Origin of the sequence: Paludisphaera rhizosphaerae (assembly GCF_011065895.1) — a bacterium.
GTDB classification, from domain to species: Bacteria; Planctomycetota; Planctomycetia; order Isosphaerales; family Isosphaeraceae; genus Paludisphaera; species Paludisphaera rhizosphaerae.
This window is the reverse complement of record NZ_JAALCR010000009.1, coordinates 132,193-151,749: the sequence shown is the minus strand read 5'-3', so window position 1 is coordinate 151,749 and position 19,557 is coordinate 132,193. Positions and strand designations below refer to the sequence as shown.

The window sequence follows — 19,557 nt, the reverse complement described above, 5'->3', positions numbered from 1 at the left end:
TACTTCGGGTGCCATGCCCACGCTTGTCGTGGGCATGCGATCGGCGACGGACTCGCGGTCACATCACGGCAGTCGCCTAGCCACCCCGCACTTAAACTCGGACGACCATCAATGTGGGCTTCGTGAAGCGCCGCTCGTCCATGATAACCTCCAGAGCCGAGCGAATGCTCCAGACCTCGTTGATCGTTCGAACGAGATGGCGAATCCGCTTGCGACGCCACGCGAAAGAAGTATCTTCGACACCCTCGTGAACTCGGAATTGTTCAGGGAGGATCTTCGCGATGCGGCGGCCGACGATGACGATTCGACGCGCAATGATCGCCGTGGCTGTAGCCGCAGTCCTGATCGCGATCTGGGCCAAAGACCTCCCCGCGCGGCGGCGGAGCTACCTGGCGGACGCCGCCTACCACGAGCGAAGAGAGGCCGAAGAACGCCAGCAACTGGCGATCATCGAGCAGCTCAGGAGCAAAGGGAAGATCCCGGCGAAAAGCCGATCCTGGGCGAACGCGGAGGCCTCGCATCGCGTTCGGGTTCCCTACCACATGGCGCTCAAGGAGAAGTATCGCAGGGCGGCGTCCTTCCCGTGGGAGACCCCAGAGCCCGACCCGACCGACCCGGGCGAAGCCCTTGTGTGGAAGGCCATGGAGATCGACGACATCGACTTCCCCATGCCCACCCGCATCGCTCCTCTGGAGAACGTCCCGGCGGAGATGCCCGGCAAGATGGATCAGACCGTGAAGCCCTCGTCAGAGACGCGACCCGCTCAGCAACCGCAACCCTTGCCCGATGGCCTCAAGGCACCGGACAAACTCTGAGCCGACCGACGGTTTCACCGCTCCGTCAACGCCTGCTTCGCCGCGAGGGCCCGCGCCAGGGCGCCTTCAGCCGTGGAGTCGAGGACGGTGATGTGGCCCATCTTGCGGCCGGGCTTGGCGGTCCGTTTGCCGTAGAGGTGGAGCTTCACGCCGGGGTCGCGGAGAGCGTTGTCCCACCGGGGCTCGCCGCCGGCCCAGAGGTCGCCCAGCAGGTTGACCATCGCCGCCGGCGTGACGAGGTCGCAAGAGCCCAGCGGCAGGCCGCAGAGGGCTCGCACCTGCTGCTCGAACTGGCTCGTGTAAGCCCCCTCGATCGTCAAATGGCCCGAGTTGTGGGGCCGGGGTGCAATCTCGTTGACCAGCAGGCGGCCGTCGGCCGTGACGAAGAACTCGACGCAGAGCACCCCGACCGCGTCGAGGGCCTGGGCCACTGCGAGGGCCACGTCGCGGGCTTCCTGCGCGACGATCGGGCCGACCGGCGCGGGGGCGACCGAGGTCGCCAGGATGTGGCGCTCGTGGTGGTTCAGGGCGATCGGAAACGCCGCGGCCTGACCATCGCGGCCGCGGGCGACGACGACGGACGCCTCGGCGGCGAACTCGACCCAGCCCTCGGCCACACAGGACGCCCGACCCAGGCTCGACCATGCGTCTTCCGGGTCGTCGCCGGGACCGACGAGGACCTGGCCCTTGCCGTCGTAGCCGGAGTCGGCCGTCTTCAGGATCATCGGCCGGCCCAGCTCGCGGTCGGCCGTCGCCAGTTCCTCGGGAGTGCGGACGGGTCGCCAGGGAGCGTGCGGGATGCCGTGGCGGGTGAGGAACGACTTCTCCCGGATCCGGTTCTGGCTGACCCACAATGTCCGCCAGCCAGGACGGACGATCCGGCGTTTCGCCAGCCAGCGCAGGGCGGGGGCCGACACGTTCTCGAACTCTACCGTCACCGCCTGAGCGCGCTCGGCCAGGGCGCGGAGGGCCGGCAGGTGGTCGGGCGGGCCGAGGACCGACCAGTCGGCGACCTGCGCCGCGGGGGTCTCAGCCGTGGCGCTCAGGACGCCCGCCTGGTAGCCCATGCTCTGGGCCGCCTGGATGAACATCCGGCCGAGTTGCCCGCTGCCGACGACCGCGATCGATGCCGGCGGGTAGAGGATCTGATCGTCCACGGCCGTCATTGGGGGGATTCCCCCACGGCGTCGGTCTGGGCCTCGCGGAATGCGGCGAGGGCCTCGCGAATCTCGGGGTACTTGCGGCCGAGCATCGCCGCCGCCAGCAGCGCGGCGTTGGCCGCGCCCGACGCGCCGATGGCCAGCGTCCCGACAGGCACCCCGCGCGGCATCTGGACGATCGACAGCAGCGAGTCGACCCCCTTGAGAGTGCGACTCTCCACCGGAACGCCCAGCACCGGCAGGATGGAGATCGCCGCCAGCATCCCCGGTAGGTGCGCAGCACCCCCAGCCCCGGCGATGATCAGCTCAATCCCCCGCCCCTCGGCCTCACGACCGTATGCGAACAGGCGTTCGGGAGTCCGGTGGGCGGAGACGACGCGGGTCTCGTGGGGAATCTTCAGCTCTGTCAGCAACTCGGAGGCGTGCCGCATCGTCTCCCAGTCGGACTTGCTCCCCATCACCACGCCGACCAGGGGAGGGGACGCGTCGGCTTGTTCCTGGAGTTTGACCATGTGTTCCATCAGGCCTTCGAGGCGTATCGCGGTCGTGGAGGCGAGTCCTCCGACTCAATCTCTCTATTATCGACCGCGACGGCTCAGATGCCCAGACGGCTGCGGCGATTCGGTTCACCGCCTCGGCTTGCGAGGGCCGGGAGGCGGCGGAAACGGCGAGGGATCCGGATGCGGCGGAAACGGCGACCGCGGCTCCTCGGGTTTCGGCATGTAGGGGACCTCCGGCGGCGGGTCCGGCGCAGGGGAAGGCTCGTGGGGATTGGGGATCGCATCGGGTACGGGGTGTTCAGGCATGGAACCTTCTCCTACCGGTTCGGAGCCGTCGATCTGGATCTATCGGTCGATCCCGCTGAGGCGGGTGGATTTTCACTCTTCGAACAGGCAAGGTCCGTGCCGGTCCCGATGGTCTTACCCCCTATTTCGAGAGCAGACGACCCAGATAGACTCATGGTCGGCAAGGCCGCCGATCGCGCGTCGAGGGCGTTGGAGGAGGTCGGACGATGCAGAGCTTTCTCGCTGTCTTCGGCCTGATCGGGCTTCCGATCTTCGGGGTCGCCGCCCTCGTCATCTGGAGGCCGACGCTCCAGGCCGGCGGGGCGAAACCGGCTCTCTGGATTCGCGTCCTCGCGACTATGGCCGTGTCGCTGCTCTGCTGGCTGACGATGATCGGCTTGCTGTTCCTCCCCTACTTCCTCTGGCGGATCTGGAGCGAACCCCGGAAGAAGCCGCGAACCTTCGCCGACCGCATGGGCTGGACGGTGACGTGGTTGGGCGTGGCGCTGACCGCCACGACGGCCGTCATCTTCGCGATCCAGGAGGGGGACGGAGGGTTTCGGACGTGGGAAACGATCCATCGGCATTCGCGGATCTTCCTGGCCGTCTCGCTGACGCCGCTGGCCGGGCCGTTGACGGCCCTCCTCATGACGCGTCGGGAGACGAAGAAACCGGCCGACCCGCTCGAAGCCCCGATCGACTCCGGGGTCCTGGAATGACGGAACCAGGTTCACGCCCCGGTCGGCGGCTCAGCCCGGCGATGCAAGGCCGCGACGGAGAGGCCGTCGCCGATCCGAAGGTGGACCTGCTCACGTTCCTCGACGGTCTGGTTCTCAGCCTCCCTGAGCGCGAGCACCTCGGCGAGCGACAGATCGTTGCCCGGATCGGCGAGCTTGGCGTCGAGGAAGGCACGGAAGGCGGCGAGGTCGTTGTAGCGGTCGGTGGGCATGGTCGGTCAACGACCTCGACCGGAGACCATCGCCCGCGACGGGGTGCAATGATGCACGGCCTGGTATTGACCCGTTCGCGCCGTCGGGAAGTAGTTCCGAGCGACGGGAGCGGCCGGAGCGGGCTTCTCGATGGGCTTCGCGGTATAGGTGCCGATGGGGGGCTTCGACGTGTAGGGGGCCAGCGGATCCGCCCCGAGTCGCGACGTGGAGGTCCGCTCGACCGCAGGGGCTCGCCCGGATCGCGCCGCCGCGGCCGGGTTGGCCGAGACGCCGCTCCTGGTGCGACCGAAGTTCGCGGGGGAGGCGGACTGAGCCCACGCCTCTCCCGAGCAGAGGACCAGCGCCGCCACGGGAGCGGCCGTTCGGAGAAGGTTCGCGAGCTTCATGAAGACGACCCTCGGACGGTCCCCGAGCATGACGCAACAAGATCGCCAAGAATAACCCAGGCCCGCATGGATCGCCAGCGTGATGCGGCGATCCATCAGGATCGACGCCCACAACGCGCAGGAGAGCCGATTGAAGCCGACCTGGTCGTCGGCCGTCGACTCGCCGTCGCCGACTGGAAACCTTGTCGGGGTCGTCCGAAAGGAGGACGGTTCGGTCGGTTAGACCGAGCCAGGGGGCCGAGGCTCGCGTTCGTCGGCGTCTCGTACGGAGCCCCTCAGCGTCGCTCTCGTTCGGATCCAGTCGCTTTGCCTATTCCTGATCAATCCCGTTCAGAGCCCGCCAGGGGAGTTGCCCTCGATAGTCGCCCCCAGGCGGGTCGTTCGACCGTATTACGCCGCGCGTCGAAGCCGGCTGGCGACGAGGACCGTCACACCCGAGATCGCCGCGAGCACCAGGGAAGAGGGCTCCGGGACGACTTCCTGAAAGGCCATCTGGGCGATGAGCTCGTGAACGGCCGTCGTGGGATGAACGCCGTCCCAGAACAGGTAGCCCTTCCCGTCGTACACGCCGTCGGCAAGCGCCGAGCCGGTGACGTTGGTCAGCCCATAGACCGAGGGATCGGCGACGATTTTCTGGAACTCGCTGTTCACGTCGTTGAAGAAGATGTGCAGGCTCGGATGGCTCATCTCAAGAGCCTGGAGCTTCGCCTCCAACGTCATGTTGAAGGCCAGCGTGAGTTGGTTGAGAAGGGCCTGCACCTGGGGCGGCTGGCTAAGGGTCGCAGGCAGCGTTCCCAGCAGCGGCAGCCCGCCCACCAGGAACTGAGTCCCCCCCACGGCCGCCAGACTCGTGATCGCCGTAACGATGTTGTCGGCCACCTGGTTGTAATCGGTCACGCCGTTGTTGAGGAAGTCGTTGGCGCCAGCCCAGATCGAGACCAGCTTGGTCGAATCCAACGTCCCCCCGGCCTGCACGAACCCGCCGATCTGGGTCAGCAGATTCGGGACGCCTGCGCCGCCGGCTTCCGGAGGATAGGTGAAGCCGCCGCTCGACTGGGCGAATCCCCAGGCGTAGTCGGTCCCACCCAGATAGCTCGGGGTAGGGGCCGCGATCCCCAGTTTTTGAGCCAGGTACTCGACCCAGATCGGCCCGTTCGAGTAACGCCCACCGTAATACGGCGCCGGGGGCATACCCGCGGCTGCATACGTGTTGCCGACGTCGGAGAGGCTGTCTCCGAAGACAATGAGGCCAGTATATGGCCCAGCTACGGCTTCATCGCCCAGAGTCAGTCCGGCAATGAGAGCCGACCCGATCACCCAGATCCATGCGGACCGCTTCGTCCCATCCATAGGTTGCAATCCCTTCGTCGGTGAAGCCGCCCGAAGCCTCGTCCATCGAGCCCGCGGCGGACCACAATGCTCTCGAGACGACATCGAACGAAAAAAACCCAAGAGACGCAAGCCGACTTCGATTGATTTCCCACGTTTTTGAAACGACTTCAGGCACAAAATAAAGACGCCGCCTCTGATCAGCCTTTCCGACCAAGCTCTTGCTCTGGGCGGCTGGCCCGTAGGGCGGCTACCATGGGACGAGCGATTTCGCCCCCTTCAGACCAACCAAGACGCCGCCGCCCCCATGAACGACGCTCCCCCCGCTGATTCCCGATCCATCCCCGCGCCTGATGAGAAGGCCCTTGCGCGTCGGCTGCGGCCCCTGAATGGGAAGGCGGCCGGGGATCTCGTCGTCCACGAGGTCTACCGGAGCATCCAGGGGGAGAGCACGTTCGCCGGGCTCCCCTGCGTCTTCATCCGACTGACCGCCTGCCACCTCCGCTGCACCTACTGCGACACGCCCCACGCCTTCCACCATGGGGAGACGATGAGGCTGGACGACGTCGTTGCGGCCGTGGAGAAGCTCGGCGGGGGGCTCGTGGAACTGACCGGCGGCGAGCCGCTGCTTCAGGAAGAGGCCTATCCGTTGATGTCGAGGCTGGCGGACCTCGGCTGGACCGTGTTGCTGGAGACGAGCGGCGGGGTCGCGACGGACCGGGTCGACCCGCGCGTCCGGATCATCCTCGACGTCAAGACGCCGGCCTCGGGCGAGGTCGACGCCAACGTCTGGGAGAACCTCGACAGGATCCGGCCGACCGACGAGGTCAAGTTCGTCCTCGGCGACCGCGCCGACTTTGACTGGGCCGTCGAGGTCGTCCGCCGTTATGACCTGGCGCGACGTTGCCCGGTCCTCTTCAGCGCGGTCTTCGGCCGGGTCGACCCGACCGATCTAGCCGCCTGGGTGCTGGAGACCGGCCTGCCGATCCGCCTGCAAGTGCAACTCCACAAGATCCTCTGGGATCCCCAGGCGCGAGGCGTCTGAACGGAGCCTCCTCGATGGCCGACGACCTGGCTTCAGGCTTCAAAAACGTGGACCGCGCCGAGGACTTCGAGGTCTTCTCGAAGTGCCTCACCCTCGTCGATTCGATCCCCTTCTTCGCGGCCTGCAAGCGCGATAGCTTCTTCCTCCTCAACGCCGCGCCGGGCAAACGGATCCTGGACGTCGGCTGCGGCCTGGGGGACGACGCCGCGGCGATGGCGAAGCTCGCCGCGCCGACCGGCAAGGTCGTCGGCGTGGACGGCAGCCGGGCGATGATCGAGGCGGCCCGGGGTCGGCACGGCGGGGTTTCGGGCCTCTCCTTCAGCGTCGCCGACGCGGCCGCGCTCCCCTTCGACGACGCGAGCTTCGACGCCTGCCGGATCGACCGCGTCCTGCAGCACATCCCCGATCCCGCGCCGGTGGTCCGTGAGATGGCCCGCATCCTGAAGCCCGGCGGCGTGATGGTCGCCTTTGACAACGACTGGGAAACCCTCACCGTCGACTCGCCCGACCGGCCCCTGACGCGGACGGCCCTGAACGCCTGGTGCGACCGCTTCCCCTCAGGATGGATCGGTCGACACCTGGTCCCGCTGTTCCTGGACGCGGGGCTCCGAGACGTCGTGGCGACGCCGAAAACCCTGGTTCTCCAGGATCTGGGCGTGGCGGACCAACTCTACCTTTTCTTCGCGACGATCGAGCGCCTGGTCGCCGCTGGAACGGTCGACCGGAAGGACGCCGACGCCTGGTTGCTGGCCCTTCGCGAAGCTTCGGCCTCGGGCCGCTTCTTCTGCTCGTACACCGGCTTCCTGGTCCGGGGCGTCAAGCCGACCGGCTGATCGCTCACCAGCCGAACGTCGATCGCAGCCCGATGAAGTGCTGCACCAGCAACAGGACGACGACGTAGCCGGCCACGCGAAGGAGCATCGCGGAAAAGTTGCCAGCCACCTGAACGTAGTCGCGAGTCGAGGAGAGCCGCTCGACCCCGCTTCCCGCCGCGATGAAAGCGCCGCCCAACAGCAGACAGAGGATCGGCGCCACCACGACGGCGACGGTGAGGAACTGTTTGAGGTCCATCTCAGGCACGCTCCCGGCCGTCCTGCGCGGCGGTAACGATGAGGCCATTCCATGAGGTCGCGCCTCCGCATTAAACGCGAAGTCGCTCGATCCGTCGAGACCAGAAAATTCGGCGCCCATTCCCCGGCTCACGACAGGATCTGCATCGTCCGGGAATGGGGCGTGGTCTTGGACCAGAAGCCAGGTCGCCGAACGACCTTACTCCTTCGGAGCGGTCGATGGGATCGTCTCGGTCGGGCCGTCGGGCAGGGGGGGCCCAAGTTCGATCACGGGGGTTTTGCCTTCTCGGGTCTCCTGGACCCAGCGGCGGAACTGGCCGTCTTTCAGGTAGCGATCGAAGTCCTTGCCGGGGCAGGTCGTCTGACCTGAGGCCGCGTCTTTGTGCCCTCGGATCAGCGACTGGTCGATCCCGTACTGATCGCAGAGCCAGGCGGTCAGTTTGACGCAGGACGCGACCTGCCGCGGGTCGGGGCGTTGGGATTCGAAGCTGCCCATCATCTCGACCCCGATGTTCCCCTGGAGGTCGTATTTCGTGTTCGACTCGGGCTCATAGGTCAACGGCCGGCCCTCGAAAATCCGACCGTCCGGCGCAATGAGGAAGTGGTAGGGGAGGTCGGGCCACCCTTTATCCCGCTGCCCCCAGGACTGCATGTTCCGCACGAACACGTCCGGCGAAACCTTGGCCGTCCAGACCACCCCGGCATGGTGGATCGTCACGAACTTCGGCGTGTGCTTCCGCGAGTCCGGAATCGGCTGGGGCTTCGAGCCCCACTCGTTCGCGGTGACGATCGCCGGCCGGGGCGATGCAGGAGATTTCGACCCGGGTTCATCGGCCGCCACGATCAACGCGGCGAGAAAGGCGACGACGATCGGCGTTCCCATATCAGAACATCTCCTGAGCCTGGCAGCGTAGGCGCCGCCCGCCATTCCTCACACCCATGTTCGCAAAGTCATTCAGACGTGGGAAACCCCACCTTGTCGAGCCAGACGAAACCAACCTTCCGAACGCGCGAGCGATCAGGGATTCGTCAGGTTCGGCGGCCACATCCCTGGGCGGATTTCGGGCGTCTGGCCGGACGGGGGGAACGTCGTCTTCACGGCGGCATGGAGTTGCTGCGAGAGCGTGTCGACCGTGCTCGCGTGCTCCGGCTTCTCGGCGAGGTTCGTCAGCTCACGCGGATCCGCGTCGTGGTCGTACAGTTCGCGGCCCTTGCGCCCCTCGTCCCATTCGGTATAGCGCCAGCGAGGCGTCCGGAGGCTATAGCCGAAGAAACGGTTGGCCGCCGCCTGAGCGCCCCCGCGGACGACCTGGGTGAGCGCCCAGCCTCGTCCGACGGCTTCGGGGTCCTTGAGGATCGGCACAAGGCTCTGACCCTGGAGGTTTGCGGGCCGCTCGACCCGGCTCAGTTCCGCGAGGGTCGGATAGAGGTCGATGAGGGAGACGGGAGTCTTCGCAACGCGTCCCTTGGTCGCAAGGCCCGGCGCGGCGATCAGGAGCGGCACGCGGGCGCTCTCCTCGAAGAGGCTCATCTTCTGCCAGAGACCGTGCTCGCCCATGTGATAGCCGTGGTCGCTGGTGAATACGATGATCGTCTCGTCGGCGAGCCCGAGTCGATCCAGCGCGTCGATCACGCGACCAACCTGGGCGTCCATGAAACTGATGGCGGCGTTGTAGCCTTGCCGAGCCTCGCGGCGCTTCGCGTCGTCCATCCGGTCCTGCTCCGCCTTGCCGCTGGCCAGGGCGGGGGCGGGGATGTCGGCACGGTCCTCCTTCACGCCCTGGACGACGGGCATCTCCGACTCGGGGTGGAGGTCGAAGTACGGCTTCGGCGCGACGTAAGGCGTATGCGGACGGAAGAAACCCACGGCGAGGAAGAACGGACGATCCTTCCGCCGGGCGCACCGTTCAAGGACCCATTCGGCGTCGTCGGCCATCAGGCCGTCGGTGTGGTCGCGGTCCCCCTTCGGCGAGGCGTACCAGCTGAGCGTCGCCCCGAACTGGCCGGGAGTCAGGGTCGTGATCCGCGGCTCCTCCTCCAGCCGGTCGACCCCCGCCGGGTTCGCCTCCAACTCCCAACTCCCAGGGTCGTCATGGCCGTTCGTGCCGATCGAGTTGGGCACGTTGTAGTGATAGAGCTTGCCGATCCGCGCGGCGAAGTAGCCGGAATTGCGGAACGCCTGGGGCAGGCTCCGGTGCGAGGGGATCGTCTGCCGGAAGAGCTGTCCGTTGGCCAGAATGCCCGTGCTGTTGGGATACAGCCCGGTGAGGAAGGCGTTTCGGCTCGGACCGCAAAGAGGAAACGCACAATACGCGCGGTCGAACCGCACGCCCCGCGCCGCGAGCTTGTCCAGGTTCGGCGTCTTCGCGAGCGGGTCGCCGTAAGCGCCGAGCAAATTGTTGAGGTCGTCGGCGATGAGGAAGAGGACGTTCGGCCGCCGCTCCTCGGCGAACAGCGGAGCGGACGTCAGGCACATCAGGACGAGGAGAGGCCAGCTTCTTCGCATCAGAGGAAGACTCCGGTGAGCGTCTGGGCCGAGCGCGGGAACGTCATCGAGAAGCACCCATCTTACGGCGTCTCGACAGAGGGAGCAGCCTACCGACCCTGGTCCTCCATGAACTTCCTCTGGATACAGACATCTGCTGGGCCCACACGCGGAAACCGGCCCATTTGGCCCACCGGTTCGTCCAGCACATCAGCCCGCTCGCCATCTCCAGGGTCGCGCTTGCGGTTGGACGCCAGTGCTTGCAATCCCTGTCCGCCTGGAGGGCGCTCGATCCGGGGCGAGAGGGGCAGGGCCTCTCGTGAGCTGCCAAGGGGGGTATTTCTTCCGAGGGATGTTTCCCATAAGCCGCATGCCGATTTATGATGGAACCGCGAGACGAAGGGCGAGTCGCGATTCCTGAGCGAGCGGGCACCCATAGGCTGCCAGGGGAGCCACGAGTCTCGGAGTCGCCTCACGCATCTCCCACACGCCGTCCACGTTCTTCTCTGATGGAGCCGGGCCTCATGAGACGTCGGAGGACATGGGTCGGCTGTCTCGCGTCGATCCTCTTGATCGTCGTCGCGTCCACGGGGTCGGGCCAGGAACGACGCGCGGTCGAGCCTCCTTCGACCCCGCACGAGGTCGCCGATCGGTTCCTCGAGCGTTATTGCATCGATTGCCATAACGCCGGGCTCAGGACGGCGGACTTCAACCTCGATGAGTTGGACTCCGGCGAGGTAGCGCGGAATTCCGACGCCTGGGAAAAAGTGGTTCGCAGACTGGCCGCGCGTGAGATGCCGCCGGGGAAACGCCCTCGACCGTCCGAGAGCGAATACGATTCGGTCCTCTCGGCCCTCGTCGGCGGCCTCGATCGCGCTGCTGAGGAGCACCCGAACCCGGGAAAAGCCGAAACGTTCCGCCGCCTTACACGGACCGAATACCAGAACGCCATTCGCGACTTGCTGGGGCTTGAAATCGACGCCTCGGCCCTGCTGCCGCCCGACGAATCCAGCCGAGGATTCGACAACATCACGGTCGGCGACCTGTCGCCGACGCTCCTCGATCGCTACCTCACGGCGGCGCAGAAGATCAGCCGGCTGGCCGTGGGGAGCCCTGGCGGCTCGGCCGACGGCGAGACAATCCGAATCCGGGCCGACGTCACCCAGGAGGAGCACGTCGAGGGGCTGCCGCTCGGCACTCGAGGCGGGGCGCTGATCACCCACGTCTTCCCGCGAGACGGCGAATACGAAGTGCAGCTCCGCCTGGCGAGAGACCGCAACGAGCACGTCGAGGGCCTGCGCGAGCCGCAAGAATTGGAGCTGATGATCGATCGTGAATCGAAGGCAAGGTTCACGGTGGATCCGCCGAAGTCCGACGCAGACCACCAGACGGCCGACGCCCACCTCAAGGCGCGCATCCACATCTCGGCCGGAACGCACCGTGTGGGGACGGCGTTCGTGAAGCAGGCGTCGTCGCTGATGGAGACGAAGCGCCAACCGTATCAGGCCCATTACAACATGCACCGGCATCCCCGCCTGACGCCGGCGCTCTACCAGATCTCGATCATCGGCCCGCTCGGCGCCTCGGATCGAGGGGAGACGCCCAGCCGACGCCTCATCTTCGTCCGCCGTCCGAGCGGGCCCGAGGATGAGGAGACGTGCGCCCGGGAGATCCTCGCCACGCTGACGCGAAGGGCCTATCGGCGACCCGTCGCCGACGCCGACCTCCGCAAACCCCTGGAACTCTACCGCGAGGCCCGCGAGTCGGGCGACTTCGAAACCGGGATCGAGGCCGCGCTGAGCGCCGTGCTGGTCAACCCCCAGTTCTTCTTCCGCATCGAGACCAGTCCGCCCGGCGCCCCGGCGGGTTCGACGGCTCGCCTCCCCGACGTGCCGCTCGCCTCCCGGCTCTCGTTCTTCCTCTGGAGCAGCATACCGGACGACGAATTGCTCGACCTCGCCGAACGGGGCGAGTTGGGCCGTCCCGAGGTGCTCCGCGCCCAGGTCCGCCGCATGCTGGCCGACCCGCGATCGCGGAGCCTGACGACGAACTTCGCCGGCCAGTGGCTGCACCTGCGCAACCTCGACTCGATCACCCCTGACCTGCGCCTTTTCCCCGACTTCGACGACAACTTGCGGCAGGCGTTTCGTCGCGAGACCGAGCTGCTCTTTGAGGAAATCGTGAGGGAGGACCGTAGCGTGATCGACCTGATCGCCTCGGATCACGCCTACCTGAACGAGCGGCTGGCCAGGCACTACGGCATTCCCCACGTCCAGGGGAGTCGATTTCGTCGCGTCGACCTCGGCGAAAACCACGTCCGAGGCGGCTTGCTCCGGCAGGGGAGCGTCCTGATGGCCACGTCTTACGCGACCCGCACGTCCCCCGTGATTCGCGGCAAGTGGGTCCTGGAGAACCTGCTCGGGACGCCCCCGCCGCCCCCGCCGGCGGACGTACCGGCGCTGAAGGAGAACTCGATCTCGTCCTCGCTCTCGGTCCGAGAACGCCTCGCCGAGCATCGCGCCAATACGGCCTGCGCCAGTTGCCACGACCGGATGGACCCCGTCGGCTTCGCCCTTGAGAATTTCGACGCGGTCGGCCGCTGGCGGACGATGGAGGAGGGGAGGCCCGTCGATGCGACGGGCGGCTTGCCGGACGGGAGCCGTTTCGAGGGAGTGGAGGGGCTTGAGCAGGCTCTTCGCAAGCGTCCCGAGCTGTTCGTCGGGACTCTGACCGAGAAGCTTTTGACGTTCGCACTGGGTCGGGGAGTCGATCCGTCCGACGCGCCGGCCGTCCGCAAAATCGTCCGCGAAGCCCGCGGGCGAGACTATCGTTTCTCGTCGATCGTCGAGGCGGTCGCCGCCAGCACGCCGTTCCAGATGAGGAGAGCCGAATGATCGTCACGAAGAAGGCCCTGCCGCGCCGGACGTTCCTCCGCGGCCTGGGGACGACGCTGGCACTCCCCCTCCTGGACGCGATGGTCCCGGCCATGACGGCCAGCGCCGCGACCGTCGCGGCGCCGGCCCGCCTGCGCCGTCTGGGGTTCGTCTACATGCCCATGGGGTGCGACATCACACGGTGGACGCCCCCCGGCGCCGACTCCCTCGACGAACTCTCGCCGATCCTTTCTCCGCTCGCGCCAGTCAAGAAGCATGTCACGGCCATCACGGGCCTGGAGCTGCGGAACGCGTACCCCGGCACGCACGCCACGTCGAATTGCTCCTTCCTGAGCGCGGCCCGGGCGAAGCTGACGGAGAGCACCGACTACCACCTCGGCACCACCGTCGACCAGATCGCCGCGAAGTCGATCGGTTGGGACACCCAGCTCCCTTCGCTGGAAATGTCGATGGACCTGCTCTCGACCGTCGGCCAGTGCGACAATGGCTACGCCTGCGTCTATCAGAACAACCTTTCCTGGTCGTCACCCACGACGCCCCTGCCGTCGGAAGCCCACCCTCGCATCGTCTTCGAACGCCTCTTCGGCGAGGGCGGCACCCCAGACGATCGCCGCGCCGCCCTGAAGAAGCGGGCCAGCCTCCTCGACGCGGTCACGGACGAGATGGCTCGGCTGCGAACCCAGCTCGGCCCCGCCGACCGCGCCCGGGTCGGCCAGTACCTGGAGACCGTCCGCGAGGTGGAGCGTCGCATCCAGAAGGCCGAGGCGGACGCCAAGGACCACGTCTTGCCCGACCTCGACCGGCCCGCGGGCGTCCCCGCATCGTACGCCGACCACGCCCGCCTGATGTTCGACCTCCAGGTGCTGGCTCTCCAGGGGGACGTCACCCGCGTCATCACGTTTCAGCTCGCCCGAGAGACGAGCGGTCGAACGTACCCGGAGATCGGCGTCCCCGACTCGCACCACCCGCTCACACACCACGGCAACGATCCGGCGAAGATCGCCAAGATGGCCAAGATCAACCAGTTCCACGTCTCGCTCTTCGCCGAATTCCTGGCGAAATTGGCGGCGACCCGAGAGGGCGAAGGCTCGCTCCTGGACCACAGCCTCTACCTCTACGGCAGCGGCATGGGCAATCCCAACCTCCACGACCACACAAACCTCCCGATCCTCGTGGCCGGCGGCGCGGCGGGAGGAATGCGGGGCGGGCGTCACATCCGATTCGCCGAACCCACGCCGTTGGCCAACCTCCACCTAACGCTGCTCGACAGGGTCGGCGTGCGGCTCGACTCGTTCGCCGACAGCAAGGGCAAGGTCGACGAGTTGTTCGAGCCCCTGGCCGTCTGACGACGTGAAATGAACCGATTGCCAAGGAAGTCCGCGATGGGGTCGAGCGTCATGAGGTCGATCGTCACGGTCTTGGCCATGGTCCTCTTGTCGACCGATTCGTCGGCCGCCGAGGCCGGATCGGCCCTGGCCGACGCCGCCGAGAGAGGGGACCGGGCTGCGGTCCGAAGGCTCCTCGATCGCGGCGAGGACGTGGGTCAGGCTCAGCCCGACGGCATGACGGCCCTGCACTGGGCGGCCTACCTTGACGACCTCGAAACAGCAACCTTGCTGATCCGAGCCGGGGCGGACGCTGGGGCCGCCAATCGTTTCGGCGTCAAACCGCTGCCGCTCGCCTGCGAGAGCGGCGATGCGGCCATGGTCGAGCTCCTGCTCGGGGCCGGGGCCGACCCGAACACCACGCTCCAGGGCGGCGAGACGGCGCTGATGATCGCCGCGAGGACCGGGAAGGTCCAGGCGGTGAAGGCTCTGATCGCGCGCGGGGCCGACGTCGATGCGAAAGAACGGCGCGGGCAGACAGCCCTCATGTGGGCCGCGGCCGAGGGCCACGCCGACGTGGTCGGCGCGCTTCTCGACGCGAGGGCCGACTTCCGGACGCCTCTGGCCTCCGGCTTCACGCCCCTGGCCTTCGCGGTGCGCGAGGGCCGGACGTCCGTCGTCCGGATGCTGCTCGACGCCGGCGCCGACGTCAACGAGGCCATGAAGCCGAAGGGGGCCGGGGGCCGCAGCCCCGCCGTGGGGACCGCACCGCTGATCCTTGCCGTCGAAAACGGTCACTTCGAACTCGCGGTCGTCCTACTGAAGGCGGGCGCCGATCCGAACGACCAGCGCTCCGGCTACACGCCCCTCCACACGCTGACGTGGGTCCGTAAGCCGAACCGGGGAGACGAAGCGGACGGCGACCCCGCACCCGCCGGGTCGGGGAACCTGACAAGCCTCCAGTTCGTCGACGAACTCGCGAGTCACGGTGCTGACGTGAACGCCCGCCTGCGGCGCGGCCCTTCCGGGCGCGGCGTCCTCAGCCGGGCGGGGGCCACACCGTTCCTCCTCGCTTCAATGACGGCCGACGTGCCGCTGATGCGGGCCCTCCTCAAGCACGGCGCGGACCCCAAGCTCGCCAACGCCGCGCAGAGCACGCCTTTAATGGCCGCCGCCGGCCTCGGCTGCCTGGCGCCGAGCGAGTACGCGGGCACCGAGGAGGAGGCCCTGGAAGCCGTCAAACTCACGCTCGAACTCGGAAACGACATCAACGCAGTCGACGACAACGGCGAGACCGCGATGCACGGCGCAGCCTATAAGAACCTTCCGAGAGTCGTCGAACTCCTCGCCGAGAAGGGTGCGAAGGTCGACGTGTGGAATCGCGTGGATAAGTACGGATGGACGCCGCTCTCCATCGCTGAAGGCAATCGGCCAGGCAATTTCAAGCCGTCGCCCGAAACGATCGAAGCCCTTCGAGGGGTGCTGGGCTCGGCATCCTCATCGCCTCGACGATCGACCCAGACCGATACTTCCGATCCTTATCGATAGAAGGCGCGGCCTGGCGTCCGGAACTCGACGGGTCTCGAACCGGCGATAACCGCGAGATATCCGACACGCCAACCTCAGAGCCTGAGGCTGGATTCTCCACCCAGGAAGCCGGCCGGCTGGGTAGCGCGTGAAATCACCGAGTGCGTCCCGCAGCCGTCGGCGCGAGGGCGTCGGATTCGGGGAGGCGGAAGAGGCTGCGGGCATTGGCCGTGACGGCCAGGGCGAGGTCGCGCTCGGGGATGCCGCGAAGTTCGGCGAGCTTGCGCGCCGTCCAGGTGACGAAGGCGGGCTCGTTGCCCCGGCCTCGGAGAGGGTGGGGGGCGAGGTAGGGGCTGTCGGTTTCGACCAGGAGGCGGTCGAGCGGGACGGCGGCGGCGGCTTCGCGGAGGGCTTCCAGCCCCTTGTTGGCGAAGGTCAGCATGCCGGCGAACGAGATGTGCAGGCCCAGGGACAGAAAGGTCTCGGCCTGTTCGGGGGTGCCGGTGAACGAGTGCAGCACCCCGCGGACCGGCCCTCCCGCCGCAGCCAACTGGGCGGCGACGTCGGCCTCGCACTCGCGGCAGTGGATCACCAGCGGCAGGTCGCGCTCGCGGGCCAGGTCGATGTGGCGCTGGAACCATTCCTGCTGGAGCGGGAACGGCGTGCGGTCCCAGTGGCGGTCGAGGCCCGTCTCGCCCAGCGCGACGACGCGGGGGGCGGAGGCCAGCCCGACGATCCGCTCCCAGTCGCCGTCGACGGCGTCGACGACGTTGTTGGGCTGGAATCCGACGGCGGCGAAGACGCCGGGATGCTCGCCGGCGATGGCGACGACGTCGGCGGAGTCAGCCGCCGTGGTGCCGATCGCGACGACCTGAACCACTCCCGCTCGTCGGGCCCGGCCCAGGATCTCCCCCAACTCGGTACGAAGACGGGCGTCGTCGAGGTGGGCGTGGGTGTCGACCAGGGGTTCCAGGGGGGGCGGCGGGCCGGGCTTGCTCGTCTGCTTCGACGTCGACATGGGGTCGGGGCTCATTCGTCGGGGCCGCCTCGGGGTTCGGCGTCGCGGCCGGGGAGGCGGTAACCCAGCAGCTCCAGGCGGTATCCGGTGACCTGGAAGCCTCGGCTGCGCAGGTCGTCGGCGAGGGCGGGGTCAAGGCGGTCGATCAGGCGGGGGTCGTATTCGGTGGGCAGGTCGTGGATTGCGCCCGTGCGGATGCAGCGGAAGTGGTAGTGGCGGTCGCCGCGTGCGTCGTAGCGGGCGGAGCCGGCGGCCGACTCGGCGCCAAGGCGGTCGACCACGCCCACGGCCACCAGAGCCTCAAGCGCCTTATAGACGGTGGCCAGACTGATGCGGGGGAGGCGCGGGCGCACCGCCTGAAAGACCTGCTCGGCGGTGGGATGACTGGGCATCGCCGCAAGCTGGTCGTAGACCGCCAGACGCTGGGGCGTCGGCCGCAGTCCGGCGGCCTCCAGCGCGTCGCGCAGGTCCTGAGTGGTGAGGCGGTTCGAGGTCATCGCGATTCCGGGACGATTGGGTCCGTGGGGCGACGTAAGCGACCGCGCGGTCGGGCCGCCTCGACGCCCTCCGACGCCGCGTCCTGACCGTTCGGCCGGGACGCTTCTCCATTGTCGGAACGCTTGACAGAACTGTCAACATCCGGATAGGATGCATCCGGGCCGGGGTCTTCGGTAGTTCGGTGGATTCGGACTCAGGCCATGCGGGGTGGGGTTCGTCTCTGCACCTCCGTTCGGCTCGTGCGGCCAGCGGGGTGGGACGACCCAGAGGGGCTTCGCCCCTCGATGGTATCGCGGCGACAAACCCGAGCCCCGCCCGACCCCGGGTGAGGCTCGCCTTCGAAATAGGGCTGGGCCTTCCGCCGAGGGCCGCCCCCAATCCGCCGCGCCATCGTCGAGCGAACCCCCTGACAGCACGCCTCGGAGGATTGAATGAGCGTCGATCTGGTCCGCATCGTCGACAGCATCCATCGCGACAAGAACATCTCCAAGGAGATCTTGTTCGACGGGATCCAGTCGGCGCTCGCCACCGCGGCGCGGAAGCACTATCCCGAGGCGGCCGACATCGAGGTCCTCATCGACCGCGACAGCGGCGCGATCTCGGCCACCAAGGACGGACAGCGGATGGACCCCGCGGAGCTGGGCCGGATCTCCGCCCAGACCGCCAAGCAGGTCATCATCCAGAAGATCCGCGAGGCCGAGCGCGACAGCCTCTTCGACGAGTTCGAAGACCAGCGCGGCGAGCTGATGACGGGGACCGTCCAGCGGTTCGAAGGCGGCGCGGTCATCGTCAACCTGGGGAAGACCGACGCGATCCTCCCGCGCGGCGAGCAGATCCCCGGCGAGAGCTACCACCCCAACGAGCGGATCCGGGCCGTGATCCTGGACGTCCGCAAGGTGGGCCAGCGGGTGAAGATCATCCTCAGCCGGACCCACCCCGATTTCGTTCGCCGGCTCTTCGAGCTGGAGATCCCCGAAATCGGCGACCAGACGATCGCCATCCGCGCCCTGGCCCGCGAAGCCGGCTACCGCTCGAAGGTGGCCGTGACCTCGATCGACGCCAAGATCGACGCCGTCGGCGCCTGCGTGGGCGTCCGAGGGACCCGCATCAAGAACATCGTGGATGAGCTGGGGGGCGAGCGGATCGACATCGTCCGCTGGAACGAATCGCTCCAGGTGCTCATCCCCAACGCCTTGCAGCCGGCCGAGATCGACGAGGTCATGCTCTGCCACCTGCTGGGCCGGGCGATCGTCCTGGTGCGCGACGACCAGCTCTCGCTGGCGATCGGCCGCCGCGGTCAGAACGTCCGCCTGGCGTCGAAGCTCGTCGGCTGGGACGTCGAGATCATGACGGCCGAGGAGCTGGACGAGGTCATCGAGAAGGCCGTCACCGCGTTCTCGAAGATCGAGGGCGTCGACGTCGAGCTGGCCGAACGGCTCGTCGAGCAGGGGATCCTCAGCTACGACGACCTGTCGGTGATGGAGATCGCCGATCTGGTCAACACGATCGAAGGCCTGACCGAGGAGCTGGCGACCGAGGTCGTCTCCCGCGCCGAGGAACTGGCCGAGGAGCAGTCGGAAGACCTGCCCCGCCGCAAGTCGGGGCGCAACGCCGCCGCGTTGGCCGAGGAACCCTCTCCGGCGCTCGCCGAAGGCGAAGCGATCGTCGATCAAGGCGAGGTCGAAGGCGGCCCGCCGCTCGAGTCCGAAGAAGAATCAGATTATGAGTCGGACGGCGAACGCGAGTCGGCCTTGCCCGCCGAACCTCGCGGCGCGATCGAAACCGACGACGAAGACTCCGAGGCCGACCCGGCCGAGGAGAACGAGGAAGAGGCGCGCGACGTCGCCCTGGCCGAGGAGACCGGCCGCCGGTCCAACGGCCGCGAGGTCACGTCCCGGCCCAGCGACGCCGACCAGTCCGAAACCATGCGGCTGGTCCACGACGTCGTCGTCAACGGGGAGGAGCCCCCGACCCTCGACGCCGATCCCGGCCGCGATCCCAAGATCGCCGAGACGGCCGACGACGAGGACGTCTGATCGAGGCCGAACCGAGCCGACATCCATCCATAGGATCTGAATCGAGGACCGCCGCACCCGACTCCCCGACCCGAACCGAACCGACGTACACACGACCCGACGCCCCCCGCGTCGGCCCCTGACCCCCGGCCACGGGATGTCACCGCGCCCCCACCTAACGGTGAAATTCCCGCAAACGCGGCCGCAACGCCCCGATCGGGCTCGCGGCGAGGCCGGCTGTACCGCTACAATCGC

19 protein-coding genes are annotated in these 19,557 nt (G+C 67.7%); 8 read left to right on the top strand and 11 right to left on the bottom strand.

Annotated features, from left to right (window positions below; all coding sequences use genetic code 11):
• Positions 1-281 precede the first annotated feature (281 nt).
• On the top strand, positions 282-815 hold the full coding sequence (locus G5C50_RS13735; protein WP_165070235.1) for a hypothetical protein: 534 nt from the start codon (positions 282-284) through the stop codon (positions 813-815).
• A gap of 14 nt (positions 816-829) precedes the next feature.
• On the opposite strand, the gene G5C50_RS13730 is transcribed toward G5C50_RS13735, so the two are convergent.
• From G5C50_RS13730 to G5C50_RS13720, 3 genes are all read right to left on the bottom strand, one after another.
• A complete protein-coding gene (locus G5C50_RS13730; RefSeq protein WP_165070233.1) occupies positions 830-1,981 on the bottom strand; it encodes a 5-(carboxyamino)imidazole ribonucleotide synthase in 1,152 nt (383 codons plus the stop codon).
• Complete coding sequence (gene purE / locus G5C50_RS13725) at positions 1,978-2,496, bottom strand: 5-(carboxyamino)imidazole ribonucleotide mutase (RefSeq protein WP_315852318.1); 519 nt, start codon at positions 2,494-2,496, stop codon at positions 1,978-1,980. The genes G5C50_RS13730 and purE overlap by 4 nt, the downstream gene beginning before the upstream one ends.
• 105 nt (positions 2,497-2,601) lie before the next feature.
• A complete protein-coding gene (locus G5C50_RS13720) occupies positions 2,602-2,781 on the bottom strand; it encodes a hypothetical protein (RefSeq protein WP_165070231.1) in 180 nt (59 codons plus the stop codon).
• Positions 2,782-2,987: 206 nt separating this feature from the next.
• On the opposite strand from G5C50_RS13720, the gene G5C50_RS13715 reads away from it, so the two are divergent.
• Positions 2,988-3,479, top strand: a complete 492-nt coding sequence (locus G5C50_RS13715; protein ID WP_165070229.1) for a hypothetical protein — start codon at positions 2,988-2,990, stop codon at positions 3,477-3,479.
• 11 nt (positions 3,480-3,490) lie between these two features.
• Here G5C50_RS13715 and G5C50_RS13710 read toward each other — a convergent pair whose 3' ends face one another.
• The 3 genes from G5C50_RS13710 to G5C50_RS13700 form a co-directional block, all read right to left on the bottom strand.
• Complete coding sequence (locus tag G5C50_RS13710; RefSeq protein ID WP_165070226.1) at positions 3,491-3,709, bottom strand: hypothetical protein; 219 nt, start codon at positions 3,707-3,709, stop codon at positions 3,491-3,493.
• A gap of 6 nt (positions 3,710-3,715) precedes the next feature.
• Positions 3,716-4,096 (bottom strand): hypothetical protein, encoded by a 381-nt coding sequence (locus G5C50_RS13705; protein ID WP_165070224.1) that lies wholly within the window; start codon positions 4,094-4,096, stop codon positions 3,716-3,718.
• A 390-nt stretch (positions 4,097-4,486) separates the two neighbouring features.
• A complete protein-coding gene (locus G5C50_RS13700; RefSeq protein WP_165070221.1) occupies positions 4,487-5,446 on the bottom strand; it encodes an SGNH/GDSL hydrolase family protein in 960 nt (319 codons plus the stop codon).
• Between the two features lie 286 nt (positions 5,447-5,732).
• On the opposite strand from G5C50_RS13700, the gene G5C50_RS13695 reads away from it, so the two are divergent.
• Positions 5,733-6,470, top strand: a complete 738-nt coding sequence (locus tag G5C50_RS13695; protein ID WP_165070218.1) for a radical SAM protein — start codon at positions 5,733-5,735, stop codon at positions 6,468-6,470.
• A 14-nt stretch (positions 6,471-6,484) separates the two neighbouring features.
• A complete protein-coding gene (locus tag G5C50_RS13690; protein ID WP_165070216.1) occupies positions 6,485-7,303 on the top strand; it encodes a methyltransferase domain-containing protein in 819 nt (272 codons plus the stop codon).
• 4 nt (positions 7,304-7,307) lie between these two features.
• Here G5C50_RS13690 and G5C50_RS13685 read toward each other — a convergent pair whose 3' ends face one another.
• The 3 genes from G5C50_RS13685 to G5C50_RS13675 form a co-directional block, all read right to left on the bottom strand.
• Complete coding sequence (locus G5C50_RS13685; protein ID WP_165070213.1) at positions 7,308-7,541, bottom strand: hypothetical protein; 234 nt, start codon at positions 7,539-7,541, stop codon at positions 7,308-7,310.
• 198 nt (positions 7,542-7,739) lie between these two features.
• Entirely contained in the window at positions 7,740-8,423 is a 684-nt protein-coding gene (locus tag G5C50_RS13680; protein WP_165070210.1) for a peptidoglycan recognition protein family protein, read from the bottom strand.
• Between the two features lie 135 nt (positions 8,424-8,558).
• Positions 8,559-10,046, bottom strand: coding sequence for a sulfatase (locus G5C50_RS13675; RefSeq protein ID WP_165070207.1), 1,488 nt, complete (start codon positions 10,044-10,046; stop codon positions 8,559-8,561).
• Positions 10,047-10,549: 503 nt separating this feature from the next.
• Between G5C50_RS13675 and G5C50_RS13665 the strand changes: the two genes are divergently transcribed.
• The 3 genes from G5C50_RS13665 to G5C50_RS13655 are packed head-to-tail and all read left to right on the top strand — an operon-like array spanning position 10,550 to position 15,792.
• Positions 10,550-12,919 carry a DUF1592 domain-containing protein gene (locus tag G5C50_RS13665; RefSeq protein WP_165070204.1) on the top strand — a complete coding sequence of 790 codons (2,370 nt, stop codon included), beginning with the start codon at positions 10,550-10,552 and terminating at the stop codon, positions 12,917-12,919.
• Positions 12,916-14,265 carry a DUF1552 domain-containing protein gene (locus G5C50_RS13660; RefSeq protein WP_165070201.1) on the top strand — a complete coding sequence of 450 codons (1,350 nt, stop codon included), beginning with the start codon at positions 12,916-12,918 and terminating at the stop codon, positions 14,263-14,265. Before G5C50_RS13665 ends, G5C50_RS13660 begins: the two co-directional genes overlap by 4 nt.
• Positions 14,266-14,301: 36 nt before the next feature.
• Positions 14,302-15,792 (top strand): ankyrin repeat domain-containing protein, encoded by a 1,491-nt coding sequence (locus G5C50_RS13655; RefSeq protein WP_240907074.1) that lies wholly within the window; start codon positions 14,302-14,304, stop codon positions 15,790-15,792.
• Between the two features lie 133 nt (positions 15,793-15,925).
• Here the strand turns inward: G5C50_RS13655 and G5C50_RS13650 are convergent, their stop codons facing one another.
• The gene (locus tag G5C50_RS13650) at positions 15,926-16,789 is read right to left on the bottom strand and encodes a TatD family hydrolase (RefSeq protein ID WP_165070199.1); all 864 of its coding nucleotides are present in this window, start codon (positions 16,787-16,789) and stop codon (positions 15,926-15,928) included.
• Between the two features lie 11 nt (positions 16,790-16,800).
• A complete protein-coding gene (locus G5C50_RS13645; protein ID WP_165070196.1) occupies positions 16,801-17,286 on the bottom strand; it encodes a Fur family transcriptional regulator in 486 nt (161 codons plus the stop codon).
• A 432-nt stretch (positions 17,287-17,718) separates the two neighbouring features.
• On the opposite strand from G5C50_RS13645, the gene nusA reads away from it, so the two are divergent.
• On the top strand, positions 17,719-19,323 hold the full coding sequence (nusA, locus tag G5C50_RS13640; protein WP_165070193.1) for a transcription termination factor NusA: 1,605 nt from the start codon (positions 17,719-17,721) through the stop codon (positions 19,321-19,323).
• The last annotated feature ends 234 nt before the right edge of the window (positions 19,324-19,557 follow it).